This window comes from Vibrio sp. Vb1729 (genome assembly GCF_033338655.1).
Taxonomy (GTDB): Bacteria; Pseudomonadota; Gammaproteobacteria; order Enterobacterales; family Vibrionaceae; genus Vibrio; species Vibrio alginolyticus.
The window spans coordinates 1-12,479 of the sequence record NZ_JAWOTB010000025.1 but is presented as its reverse complement, the minus strand read 5'-3'; the positions used below and the strand labels follow the sequence as shown (position 1 = coordinate 12,479).

The 12,479-nt window shown below is 44.0% G+C and carries 10 protein-coding genes; 6 read left to right on the top strand and 4 right to left on the bottom strand.

Annotation, left to right across the window (positions count from 1 at the left end; genetic code table 11):
- Window positions 1–193: 193 nt before the first annotated feature.
- Complete coding sequence (locus R7E29_RS13620) at window positions 194–1,147, top strand: chemotaxis protein CheV (protein WP_054576216.1); 954 nt, start codon at window positions 194–196, stop codon at window positions 1,145–1,147.
- A 72-nt stretch (window positions 1,148–1,219) separates the two neighbouring features.
- On the opposite strand, the gene R7E29_RS13615 is transcribed toward R7E29_RS13620, so the two are convergent.
- From R7E29_RS13615 to R7E29_RS13600, 4 genes are all read right to left on the bottom strand, one after another.
- Window positions 1,220–4,294, bottom strand: coding sequence for an error-prone DNA polymerase (locus R7E29_RS13615; protein WP_017633864.1), 3,075 nt, complete (start codon window positions 4,292–4,294; stop codon window positions 1,220–1,222).
- 27 nt (window positions 4,295–4,321) lie between these two features.
- Window positions 4,322–5,725, bottom strand: a complete 1,404-nt coding sequence (locus tag R7E29_RS13610) for a Y-family DNA polymerase (RefSeq protein WP_017633865.1) — start codon at window positions 5,723–5,725, stop codon at window positions 4,322–4,324.
- A gap of 4 nt (window positions 5,726–5,729) precedes the next feature.
- Window positions 5,730–6,422: a translesion DNA synthesis-associated protein ImuA gene (imuA, locus tag R7E29_RS13605; RefSeq protein ID WP_017633866.1), complete on the bottom strand. Its 693-nt coding sequence runs from the start codon at window positions 6,420–6,422 to the stop codon at window positions 5,730–5,732.
- Between the two features lie 129 nt (window positions 6,423–6,551).
- Window positions 6,552–7,298, bottom strand: coding sequence for a YciK family oxidoreductase (locus R7E29_RS13600; RefSeq protein ID WP_005372980.1), 747 nt, complete (start codon window positions 7,296–7,298; stop codon window positions 6,552–6,554).
- Window positions 7,299–7,552: 254 nt separating this feature from the next.
- Between R7E29_RS13600 and sohB the strand changes: the two genes are divergently transcribed.
- From sohB to R7E29_RS13575, 5 genes are all read left to right on the top strand, one after another.
- A complete protein-coding gene (gene sohB, locus R7E29_RS13595) occupies window positions 7,553–8,614 on the top strand; it encodes a protease SohB (RefSeq protein WP_005385819.1) in 1,062 nt (353 codons plus the stop codon).
- Window positions 8,615–8,822: 208 nt separating this feature from the next.
- Window positions 8,823–9,503 carry a (d)CMP kinase gene (gene cmk, locus R7E29_RS13590; RefSeq protein WP_021033981.1) on the top strand — a complete coding sequence of 227 codons (681 nt, stop codon included), beginning with the start codon at window positions 8,823–8,825 and terminating at the stop codon, window positions 9,501–9,503.
- 110 nt (window positions 9,504–9,613) lie between these two features.
- Complete coding sequence (gene rpsA / locus R7E29_RS13585) at window positions 9,614–11,284, top strand: 30S ribosomal protein S1 (RefSeq protein ID WP_005385817.1); 1,671 nt, start codon at window positions 9,614–9,616, stop codon at window positions 11,282–11,284.
- 213 nt (window positions 11,285–11,497) lie between these two features.
- Window positions 11,498–11,779 carry an integration host factor subunit beta gene (gene ihfB, locus R7E29_RS13580; RefSeq protein WP_005385816.1) on the top strand — a complete coding sequence of 94 codons (282 nt, stop codon included), beginning with the start codon at window positions 11,498–11,500 and terminating at the stop codon, window positions 11,777–11,779.
- Between the two features lie 281 nt (window positions 11,780–12,060).
- On the top strand, window positions 12,061–12,357 hold the full coding sequence (locus R7E29_RS13575; RefSeq protein ID WP_005376663.1) for a LapA family protein: 297 nt from the start codon (window positions 12,061–12,063) through the stop codon (window positions 12,355–12,357).
- Window positions 12,358–12,479 lie beyond the last annotated feature (122 nt).

The following is a 12,479-nucleotide window of genomic DNA, read 5'->3' as shown; positions in this document are numbered from 1 at the left end:
AAATAAACAAAATGGCTTTCAATGTGCTGCGTGACTTTGCGTCTGATGCAAAGAGAAGTAATACGCTAAAACTGTTGTACTTTAAAGCTGTGCTCGAAAAGCCAAATATTTTAAGGTTATTTGGTTATATAACCTTGCTGTGTCTGTACTGATTTCGAGTAAAATAAGAATTATCCATAATTTAGGTAGTAGTATGTCCGGAGTGTTAAATACGGTTGACCAGCGTACAAACTTGGTTGGTGAAAATCGACTAGAGCTTCTGCTGTTCACTTTAAATAGTCGCCAATTATTTGCGATTAATGTGTTCAAAGTGAAAGAGGTCATCAAGCTTCCACCGTTAACCAAGCTCCCTGGATCGCACTACAATATTCGTGGGGTTGCTTCTCTACGAGGTGAAGCGGTACCAGTGATTGATTTACGAGGCGCAATTGGTTTTCCTGCTTTACGTGGTGAAGCGGAAGAAGAAAATTTGATCGTGACAGAGTACAACCGCACGGTGCAGGGCTTCTTAGTCGGTCCGGTTAAAAACATTATTAATACGGCATGGACTGAAATTCAGCCGCCTCCTCCCACGTCTGGTCGCTCGAATTACCTCACGGCTATCACGCAAATCAAAGAGGGGGATGCCTCTCAAATTGTCGAAATTATTGACGTTGAAAAAGTTTTAGCAGAGATCGTGCATTACGACGTGACTATTTCGGAGGACATTCTCGATCAAGAACTGGCCCAAGCAATGGTCGGGCGTAATGTTCTGATTGTGGATGATTCCTCTACAGCTCGTAATCAAGTTCGCGATACGCTTTCTCAATTGGGTATGAATATCATCGAGTGTCGTGACGGGCTAGAAGCGTTAACGGTTTTAAAACGTTGGTGTGATGAAGGTAAAGATGTAGAAAAAGAGCTGTTGATGATGATTACGGATGCTGAAATGCCTGAAATGGACGGTTATAAACTGACCCATGAAGTGCGCCAAGATCCACGTATGTCTAAGTTGTTTATCACATTGAACACTTCTCTGAGCGGTAGTTTTAATGAAGCCATGGTACAAAAAGTAGGCTGTGATCGCTTTATATCTAAATTCCAACCGGATCTGCTGGTTGAAGTTGCTCAAGACCGATTACGCCAGATGCTTTCTAAAAGTGCATGATTAGATCTAGTGAAATCAGAGGGAGCGCACCTCTCTCTGATTTTTAACATCTCTCTCCTTAATTCCTCTGTACTAATGGAAATCCCGAGATTTACTTTGTAGATTGTTCAAGTAGTGCGTGCAATCAATCAATTTGCCAGCAATAACGTGCGTGACTTCTCCCTCTCTTTCAAGAATGCCTTTCACCATTAATACTTTAGCGCCTAAATACGCTTGCTTTTGGGCTCGTGCTGTCGCTTGCCAAACGACCACATTAATGTTGCCCGTGTCATCTTCTAGCGTAAAAAATGTCACGCCAGCGGCGGTGCCTGGAGATTGTCTTCCTGTTACCACGCCTACCACTGTGACCAGTGACTTATGCGGCTTCTCTGCCAGTTGCATCATGCGAGTAAAGTGAGGGAGTTTGCCCGTTTTTTCTAATAATTTAATTGGATGGCGGCTAAGAGATAGTCCCGTGCTTGCGTAATCCTCAGTTAAATTTTCATATTCAGAAGGTTGAGTCTGGTAGCTAACATTGGGTTCTTCGACCTTGTGAAACAATGGTAGGTCAGATAAGGAATCCATTGCTGCCCAGCGAGCGTTATAACGATTCCCTGACAAGGCCTGAAATGCATTGGCTGAAGCCAATAATTCAATGTCACTTCGGCTTCTTAATATCTGCTTTACTTCTTGAATCGATCGGTAACCATTAAGTGGTTTGCGCTCAATAAGCCTTTGTGCGCTTTCTGCGTTAAAGCCTTTCACCAAGCGAAAACCAAGTTGCACGCCGAGCCTGCCATTCGGACGTGAGACGAGATGATGTTGATATTTTGAATGATTGACGCACACCGGCAATACTTCGATGCCATGTCGGCGAGCATCTTGTACTAATTGCGATGGGCTATAAAATCCCATTGGTTGGCTGTTCAGCAATGCAGTGTAAAATTCGGCTGGATAATAATATTTTAACCATGCAGAACAATATGCCAGCACTGCGAAAGACGCTGAATGACTTTCAGGGAAGCCGTACTCACCAAAGCCGCAAATCTGATCGAAAATGCGCTCAGCAAACGCTAAGTCATAGCCTCTCTCTTGCATGCCATTGATCAGTTTTGGTCTGAATTTAGCGAGATCGCCATTCTTTTTCCATGATGCCATCGCTCGACGAAGTTGATCGGCCTCGCCGCCGCTAAACCCTGCGGCTACCATGGCTAGCTTGATGACTTGCTCTTGGAAAATAGGGACGCCCATAGTCCGCTCAAGAACGCTTTTTACTTCTTCCGATGGATAACTGACAGGCTCTTTGTGATCTCGTCGTTTTAAAAAAGGATGCACCATATCACCCTGAATAGGGCCTGGACGAACAATTGCAATTTGAATCACTAAGTCGTAATAACAAGCAGGCTTTAGGCGAGGAAGCATGCTCATTTGTGCACGAGATTCTATTTGGAATACGCCTATCGTGTCAGCTTTTTGGATCATGCGGTACACGTGTGGATCATCTTGTCGGCGAGTGATCTCGGAAATCGAGAGGGATCGCTGGTGATGTTTCTCGACCAGTTGAAAGCACTTTTTGATGGCGTTTAACATGCCGAGTGCGAGTACATCGACTTTTAGTAGCTTCAAGCTTTCTAAATCGTCTTTATCCCATTGAATGATAGTGCGATCTTCCATCGAGGCATTTTCAACAGGTACCAACTCATATAAAGGGCCAGATGAAATTACAAAGCCACCTACGTGCTGAGATAAATGGCGTGGGAAGCCAATGATCTCGTTGACCAATTGGATAAACTGCTGCCCTTTGAGAGATTCTGGTTGTAAGCCAAGTTCAATAATTTGAGCTTGCCAGCCTTGGCTGCGATCTCGGCGATTAACGTTCTTAACGAAAAAATCTAATTGCGTCTCTTCAATCCCTAGTGCTTTACCGACTTCACGCACGGCACTTTTAAAGCGATAGCTGATCACTGTTGCAGCAAGTGCTGCACGCTCACGACCATATTTTTTGTAAATATACTGGATAACTTCTTCACGGCGCTCGTGTTCAAAGTCCACATCAATATCCGGCGGTTCCTTACGTTCTTTACTGATAAATCGTTCGAATAAGACAGCGATTTGTCGAGGATCGACGGCGGTAATTTCCAGGCAATAACACACCACAGAGTTTGCAGCGGAACCTCGCCCTTGGTAAAGAATGCCTTGCTGTTTCGCGAACATTACGATGTCGTGAATAGTAAGGAAGTAGTAGTGGTATTTAAGCTCTTGAATAAGCGCCAGTTCATTCTCGATGGTTTGATTGACTTCTGCTGGCACGCCTTCAGGAAAACGCAGCTTTTTACCACGTTCGACCAACATACGTAAGTAAGAGTCGGGTGTATAACCATCTGGGATCAGCTCGGTAGGATATTCGTATTTTAAATCGGAGAGCTTAAACTCGCATAAATCGGCGATGTAAGTACTTTCTTCCAGCCATTCTGGTTTGTAAATCCGAATCAACTTTTTAAAAGGACGAAGCGCTCGCTCAGTATTCGAAATACGGTCAAAACCGAGTTTATCGACGCTACACCCATGTTTTATAGCAGTAAGTACATGTTGTAATGGCAAGCGTTCAACGTCATGCATGAGAACGCCTCCGCAGGCAGTTATAGGTAATTGAAATTCATGTGCTAACTGCTCGCAGTGCGCAATGTACTCAGTATCGTTGTTACTCAAATGGCGCTGAATCGCTACCCACAAACGATTAGCGTGGTGTTGATTGAGCCAGCGCCCCCAATAGTGATCACTCTCTTGATGTGTGGGCAGCCACAATACCAAACAATGTCGAACCGACATCAAATCCCATTCGAACAGTTGATAGTTGCCTTTTTCACTGCGTCTTCTTGCGTTTGTGATGATACGACACAACTCGGCATAAGCCTTGCGACAAGGGCAAAGCAGTACGATTTGGCATTCATCATTTAACCAAAACATACTTCCAACGATTTGTTTGATATCGAGTTTATGTTGTTCGATGGTCGCATGGGCTTTGACAACGCCCGCGACTGAACATTCATCCGTTATAGCTAGAGCTTGATAGCGATAGAAAGCAGCTTGGAGTACCAGCTCTTCTGCATGAGAAGCTCCAGTCAAAAAAGAGAAGTTAGACTGACAAAATAGTTCCGCGTAACTCATAATGACCCAACAAAAATAACTGTCGATTTAACAAAAATAGCCATGAAGAAACCAGTGCTTGTGCTGATCACGAAATATCCATAACCAGCGGCCTTGCTTGGTGTGTGCAATGTAGTAATCACGCATGATCTCATCACCATCCCACCACCCAGAAACTATTCGCTCAGGTCCGTGGACCAAAGAAACTTGCTCTTGCAATACAATGGGAGTCGGTAATTGCATTGCTGGGCGTAGTATGGATGGTATGGCGTGCCCCTTTTCATCCGTAGCATCAGCAGGGCGATACTGACTGGCCTTTTCTGGTCTAGGATCGCAAGCAATATTGGGTTTTAAAACGGCACTTTTTCCCAATTTAGCTTGCAGTAAAGAAAGCAACTCTAAAGCATTCATGTTTCCTTTCTGCCCAGCAAAGAGATCGCGTGATGCACTAAGAGGCTCACCTTGACGGATGACTTTTAACGTTAGCCCTGTGACTGGGCCATTAAGCGAGAGTGACTCTAAGCTCAAACTCGCTAACTGTTGCCAACGCTGACATAGGTAATCACCTTGCGCAGAAGTGAGTTGAAGGTGTTGCTCTTGTTTCTCACGCTGGTGGAGTGTTAAACACAGTTCAAAAGCGACCTTATCTCTTAATTTAAGAAAGATTTCGAGTTGACGAAGCAATTTGGCCAACGGCTTTTCAATCCACTGAACGTTTTCGATCTCAAACAACAGCTCTAAATAAACTTGGAAGGATTCGGTAGGGTGATAAAAGTCGACAGGGTGTTTAAACTGCCCAGTCAGTCGACCAACGTAGTTCACCAAATCGATATCAAAGCGTCGTGCGATGTCTTGCAATGGCAGTTCAAGCAGGTTTTGCAATGTGGTGACACCTACACGTTGTAACTTCTCTACGGTAGCGTTTGATAAATCTGTCAGTGTTAACGGTATTGGTGATAAGGCTTTTTGTATGGCAGATTTGTCTTCGCTGATGACGTTCGCTCCTGATAATGCCATCAATTTGGCAGCAAAAGGCGAAAAACCACATCCGAATTGAAAACTCAGTTTCAGCTCCGATAAGTGAGCTCTGACTTTGTTCCAATAGTTTTCAAACCCTTCATACAGAGCGAGCATTGGAGTAGCACGCAGCAAAATACCTTGGTTTGGCATCAACACAACGTCAGATGTGATCAAATACAGCCATTGAGCAATTTCTTGTAACTTGCTCCATTCGGTGTGCGGATGATAAGGATGCACTTGTAAATCTCGACACAAGGACGCAGCACTGCCTAGGCCCATACCTGGCTTAATGCCTTGTTGTTCGGCAATCTCGTTGTATTGAATAATCTGGCAACGTTGGCTTTCGACAATCACCACGGGTTGTTTTTGGTTATCACCAAAGAGTGCGTCTAGCTGCAGGCGAGGGAAGTGCAAGTAAATCCACAGAGCCATATCACTAACCTTGGTTCGCCAGTGGGAAATTGACCACAGTCGAGTGCACAGTTTCAGATGATGGTTTCACCAGTTGCGGGTAATGGTGTTGGAATCCGATACTAACGCTACCTCTATTCCAGCCTCCTTTCCTTTTCAGCACTTCAACATGAATCCCTTGCTCGTCGCCTTTCAGTTTTAAACTGAGTGACACAGGCAAAGACAAGCGGTTGATAGTATCTGTTTTAAGCATAAAGAGAGGGCAAGTACCTTGTTCACTCGCTACCTGTAAGCGTTTCACTTGATGTATTTCAAGCTCTTCTTGCCATAACAAAACATTACTGCATACCCCACTTTTCAGACATTGCTCTGCAGCCCAAAGAGCATCTTTGGGATGAGCTGGATTAACGACCCACACTTGGTTTATATCCAAACCGATGTAGTGTAAGAACAGAGAATTCACTAACGCGGGAGGTTGAATAAATGCGGTCACACCATTGGTCTGGGTGGCTTTTAAATAAGGAGCGAGCAAACGCAATTCACCAATACTACCAATAGATTCCATCTCCACTACGCCATGAGGTGGAAAGCCTCCGCCGAGCAAATCATCTAATTCAGAAAAACCGGAACTAGTCTGCAACTGCTGAGGATCTGCTTTCGTTAAATTTGCTTGCCAAACAAGGTGTTGGCTTTTTAAGTTCTGAATAATATCTTGCATAATAAATACCTGTATATACATACAGTATATTTCTGTGGGAGAAAGTCGCAAGATTTTTATGAAGAGAGAAATGAAAAAAGGCAGCGTTTGCTGCCTTTTCAATCGATTATGTGAGGTAACCTGAATGAGTTATTTACGCTTCGGTTGAGCGTCGATGCACTGACCGTTCACATCGGTAACCGCAGGATCCATTAAGTGCAAATATAGCGGCATGATATCCAGTGGCGTTTTGAGAGTATTCGCATCTTCACCCGGATATGCTTTTTCACGCATGCGAGTACGAGTGGCACCAGGGTTAATTGCGTTAACGCGGATCGGTGTATCACTCAGCTCGTCAGCTAAAACTTGCATCATGCCTTCTACGGCAAATTTAGAGATAGCGTATGGCCCCCAGAATGCGCGGCCAGAGTGGCCGACGGTTGAAGAGGTAAAGATAATACGCCCAGCTTCTGATTTACGCATCACAGGCAGTAATGCTTGAGTCATTAGCACTTCGGCTTTCACGTTGATCTGCATGATATCGTCGAAGTCTTCCTCTTTGATTTGATCAAATGGACACAGCGAACTCAAGACACCTGCGTTGTGTAATAGACCATCCAAGCGACCAAACTGTCCTTCGATTGTCTCTGCCATATCAATGTAATTCTGCTGAGTTGCACCCTTGAGATCCAATGGAATGATAGCAGCTTGTGGATAGCCAGCAGCTTCAATCTCATCATAGATAGATTCAAGGTTTTGCACATTTCTACCCAAGAGAATAACAGTTGCACCGTGCTCGGCATAAGAAAGCGCGGCTTGACGGCCGATGCCATTACCAGCGCCAGTAACAAGAATGACTTTACCTTTTAGAGCATCAGCTGAAACGGAGTAGTTCACGGCGATAAATCCTTATTATTGTAAGAGGGTCCATGATAGTTAATTGACGCTAAAAAACGCCTGTTTCTCAATGGAAAATCTTGGTAATCGTGACAAGATGGTTACAATACACCAATTCATGTGTTATACCAATTCCAGAACTTTCGTTAGGTATGCTATCAATCAGAACAAGTGGTTACAAACCGCGCTGCCTTCTCGCTGATGTTTCTGCGTAACATACTAACGTCATCTGAAATGAGATAAAGGAGCTCTCGTTGGAATTTTTATTAGATTATGGTCTGTTTCTGGCCAAAATTATCACGGTGGTTGCTGCGATAATTGTTCTGCTCATTATTGCAAAATCGGCTGGTGGCAAATCGGGTGCGGCGAAAGGGGAGTTAGAGATTACCAACCTTTCAGAGCAACACAAACAATCTGTTGAGCAGTTAGAGCATCATTTGCATGACGATGCTTTCATCAAGGCTCGAGATAAAGCCGTCAAGAAAGAAGAAAAAGAGAAGAACAAATCTCGCGAGAAAGAAATCAAACAAGCGAGCAAAGACGGTTCATTAGATAGCAAGCGTGAACCACACCTATTTGTTCTTGATTTCAACGGTAGCATAGACGCAAAAGAAGTCGCGTCTCTACGTGAAGAAATCACCGCTATTTTGGCTGTCGCACGTGAAGGTGATGAAGTGTTACTTCGCTTAGAGTCTGGCGGTGGTATGGTTCATGGTTACGGCCTTGCCTCTTCTCAACTGGACCGAATCAAAGCTGCGGGTCTTCCTCTGACCATCTCTGTTGACAAAGTTGCGGCAAGTGGCGGTTACATGATGGCATGTGTAGCAGATAAAATTGTTTCTGCACCATTTGCAATTGTGGGTTCTATTGGCGTTATCGCACAGATTCCTAACTTCAACAAACTGTTGAAGAAACATGACATTGAGTACGAACAACTAACAGCGGGTGAATATAAACGCACGCTAACGATGTTCGGTGAGAATACCGATAAAGCGCGCGATAAGTTTAAGCAAGAACTTGAAGAAACACATGTCTTGTTTAAAGACTTCATCCGTGAGCGTCGTCCTAGTTTGGACCTAGACAAAGTAGCCACTGGTGAGCACTGGTTCGGCACACAAGCGAAAGAGCTTGGTTTGGTGGATGACATTAGTACATCTGATGATATCGTTGTTGCGGCATGCAAAGATAAAACTGTACTTTCTGTGCATTATGTACAAAAGAAAAAACTGGCCGACAAGCTAGCAGGTGTGGCGGGTAAAGTCGCTGATAGTGTGATTTTAAAGTTAGCTGAGCGTGGTCAAAAGCCGATTGTTTAATCGAGCTTAAGTTCATGACATTTAAAACGGCGAGGGCGGAAGCTCTCGCCGTTTTTGTTGAACTTTATGTTTATTGATGAATCCAATTACGCATTAGGTGTAATGCTTTACACGACATTTTTCCTCGCTCCAAAGACTGATTACCCGTATAATGTGCGCCTCGAAAACCGAGCAAATTGCTGAAAAGAAACTATTGGTGGAGAAGAACATGTCCTCTCAAACTCCGGTTGTAACCGTAGATGGACCTAGTGGTGCAGGTAAAGGCACTTTATGTATGTTGCTGGCGAAAAAGTTGGGTTTCCAACTCTTAGATTCTGGCGCAATTTATCGTGTACTTGCACTCGCTGCGATTCACCACGGTGTCGACACCGAGTCAGAAGATGCTCTTGTCCCACTAGCAACACACCTAGACGTTCAATTTATCGCGGAAGGTGACTTAGTTAAGGTCATTCTAGAAGGCGAAGATGTGTCAGGGGAGCTTCGTAAAGAAGAAACGGGTATGGCAGCATCTAAAGTTGCGGCTTTGCCACGTGTTCGTGAAGCATTACTACGTCGTCAGCGTGCATTTGAGACCGCTCCGGGTCTGGTTGCTGATGGTCGTGATATGGGCACAATTGTATTCCCGAGTGCGCAAGCAAAAATCTTCCTTGATGCGAGTGCTGAAGAGCGTGCAAATCGACGCCTTAAACAGTTGCAAGAGAAAGGGTTAGATGTTAGATTTGCTGACCTTTTAAGCGAGATCCAAGAGCGTGACGACCGAGATCGTAACCGCCCAGTGGCGCCATTACGCCCTGCTGAGGATGCGCTTGTGCTAGATTCTACGTCGATGACTATCGACGAAGTAGTAGAAAAGGCACTACAATATATCGAATCGAAGCTAGCTGAGTAATAATACTCGACTAGGCTAAGAGCGTTGGTCGCAAGGATGATGACTGGCGAATTTAATAACCCCATGCGGTAGGATACCCGTGGAAGTTTAATTTATTGAAGATTAATTAAATGACTGAATCTTTTGCTCAACTCTTTGAAGAGTTTCTAAACGAAACAGAATTCCAACAAGGCAGCATCGTTAAAGGTACTGTAGTAGCTATCGAGAACGGTTTCGTTCTTGTTGACGCTGGTCTTAAGTCTGAATCTGCTATCCCTGCTGAACAGTTCAAGAACGCTGCTGGCGAACTTGAAGTTGAAGTTGGCGCTGAAGTAGACGTAGCTCTAGACGCTGTTGAAGATGGTTTCGGTGAAACTCAACTTTCTCGTGAGAAAGCTAAGCGTCACGAAGCTTGGATCGTACTTGAGAAAGCTTACGAAGAAGCTGAAACTGTTGTTGGTATCATCAACGGTAAAGTTAAAGGCGGTTTCACTGTTGAACTAAACGGTATCCGTGCTTTCCTTCCTGGCTCTCTAGTAGACGTACGTCCAATCCGCGACACTGCTCACCTAGAAAACAAAGAGCTAGAGTTCAAAGTTATCAAACTTGACCAAAAACGTAACAACGTAGTTGTTTCACGTCGTGCAGTTATCGAATCAGAGAACAGCGTTGAGCGTGACGAGCTTCTAGAAACTCTACAAGAAGGTTCTGAAGTTAAAGGTATCGTTAAGAACCTTACTGACTACGGTGCGTTCGTTGACCTAGGTGGCGTTGACGGTCTTCTACATATCACTGATATGGCTTGGAAGCGCGTTAAGCACCCATCTGAAATCGTTAACGTTGGTGACGAGATCCAAGTTAAAGTTCTTAAGTTCGACCGTGAGCGTACTCGCGTATCACTAGGTCTTAAGCAACTAGGCGAAGATCCATGGGTAGCAATCGCTAAGCGTTACCCAGAAGGTCACAAACTAACTGGTCGCGTAACTAACCTAACTGACTACGGCTGCTTCGTTGAAATCGAAGAAGGCGTTGAAGGTCTAGTTCACGTTTCAGAAATGGATTGGACTAACAAGAACATCCACCCTTCTAAAGTTGTTAATGTTGGCGACGAAGTTGAGGTTATGGTTCTTGAAATCGACGAAGAACGTCGTCGTATCTCTCTAGGTCTGAAACAGTGTAAAGCTAACCCATGGCAGTCATTCGCTGAAGCACAAGCTAAAGGCGACAAAGTTACTGGTAAGATCAAGTCTATCACTGACTTCGGTATCTTCATCGGTCTAGAAGGCGGCATCGATGGTCTAGTTCACCTATCTGACATTTCTTGGAATGTTGCTGGCGAAGAAGCTGTACGTGAGTACAAGAAAGGCGACGAGATCTCTGCAGTTGTTCTAGCAGTAGACGCTGAGCGTGAGCGCATCTCTCTAGGCATCAAGCAAATGGAAAATGACCCATTCAATGCTTACGTTGCTGACAACAAGAAAGGTGTTCTAGTTAACGCTACTGTAACTGCTGTTGACGCTAAAGGCGCTACTGTTGAAATCGCAGAAGGCGTTGAAGGTTACATCCGTGCTTCTGAAGTATCACGCGATCGCGTAGAAGATGCTTCTCTAATCCTAAGCGCTGGTGATGTTGTTGAAGCGAAGTTCACAGGTGTAGACCGTAAGAACCGCGTAATCAACCTATCTATCAAAGCTAAAGACGAAGCTGACGAGCAAGAAGCAATGGCATCTATCAACAAGCAAGATGACAATGCATTCGGTAACGCAATGGCTGACGCTTTCAAAGCTGCTAAAGGCGAATAATATACTCGCTTAAGCAAAAAAGGAGCCGCAAGGCTCCTTTTTTATATTTGGTCATATTTAAGTAGTAATACTAATGACAGTAAACTATCTTAATAAAAGGCATTTCTTCATTGCGCATTTTGCATAAAATTTGTCTAGAATTGTCAGCAAGTGTTTGTTGGAATTAGTATTACTTACTATAATAAGTGATAAAGATACTCAAAGAGGGCAACTATGACTAAGTCTGAACTGATTGAAAGACTCTGCGCTGAGCAAACACACTTATCAGCGAAAGAGGTAGAGGATGCTGTAAAAGATATTTTAGAGCACATGGCCTCTACACTAGAGAGCGGTGACCGTATCGAGATCCGTGGCTTTGGTAGTTTTTCTCTTCATTACCGCGAGCCTCGCGTAGGTCGTAACCCTAAAACGGGCGATAAAGTGGAATTGGAAGGTAAATACGTTCCACATTTCAAACCTGGTAAAGAACTTCGTGAGCGTGTAAATATTGGTTAATGCACTCTTATTAGTTTGAAAAAAGCGGCATACGTTTGTGTATGCCGCTTTTTTGTAATGTATCCAAGTTAGTCATACATCCAAGATCGTTTACTAATCTAATTGTGGATTCAGCCGTTTTCCTTGCTGCTTTCTATACCCAAATAACTTTAACTTCTAAGCATGTCTACAAACTAAGCATCTTGAGGTTACTTGGGTATAGATTATTGCTAATATACGTAGTCTGAAGAAGCATTTTCCTGCATAATCTTACCGACTTACTCCTAGAAGGGTGATGTAACATGAAAATTATAAAAATCGTTGCTGTTTTAGCTCTCTTTTTAATTGCATTGGCGTTAGGTTCCCAAAACCAAGAGCTCGTGACTTTTAACTATCTTCTAGCAAAAGGAGAGTTCCACTTATCTACGCTATTAGGTGTAGTATTTGTGGTTGGCTTTGCTTTAGCGTGGGTTATCTTTGGTAGCATCCAACTGAAAACTCAGCTACAGGTCCGTCGTTTAAAGAAAAAACTGAAAAAGTACGAACCAACTGAATCAAACAACGCTGCTGATAAGCCAGCCATTGAAAAACAGGCATAAGGATAAGGCTTAACTTTAATGCTTGAACTACTCTTCTTGTTGTTGCCTATAGCTGCTGCGTATGGCTGGTATATGGGGCATCGCAGCGCTCAGCAAGACAAGCAGAAGCAATCTCATCAAAT

Bases quoted from the DNA above. Each gene is read 5' to 3' on its own strand.
- R7E29_RS13620 (WP_054576216.1), top strand. From the start codon at position 194: ATGTCCGGAGTGTTAAATACGGTTGACCAGCGTACAAACTTGGTTGGT.
- R7E29_RS13615 (WP_017633864.1), bottom strand. From the start codon at position 4,294: ATGAGTTACGCGGAACTATTTTGTCAGTCTAACTTCTCTTTTTTGACT.
- R7E29_RS13610 (WP_017633865.1), bottom strand. From the start codon at position 5,725: ATGGCTCTGTGGATTTACTTGCACTTCCCTCGCCTGCAGCTAGACGCA.
- imuA (WP_017633866.1), bottom strand. From the start codon at position 6,422: ATGCAAGATATTATTCAGAACTTAAAAAGCCAACACCTTGTTTGGCAA.
- cmk (WP_021033981.1), top strand. From the start codon at position 8,823: ATGTCCTCTCAAACTCCGGTTGTAACCGTAGATGGACCTAGTGGTGCA.
- rpsA (WP_005385817.1), top strand. From the start codon at position 9,614: ATGACTGAATCTTTTGCTCAACTCTTTGAAGAGTTTCTAAACGAAACA.
- ihfB (WP_005385816.1), top strand. From the start codon at position 11,498: ATGACTAAGTCTGAACTGATTGAAAGACTCTGCGCTGAGCAAACACAC.
- R7E29_RS13575 (WP_005376663.1), top strand. From the start codon at position 12,061: ATGAAAATTATAAAAATCGTTGCTGTTTTAGCTCTCTTTTTAATTGCA.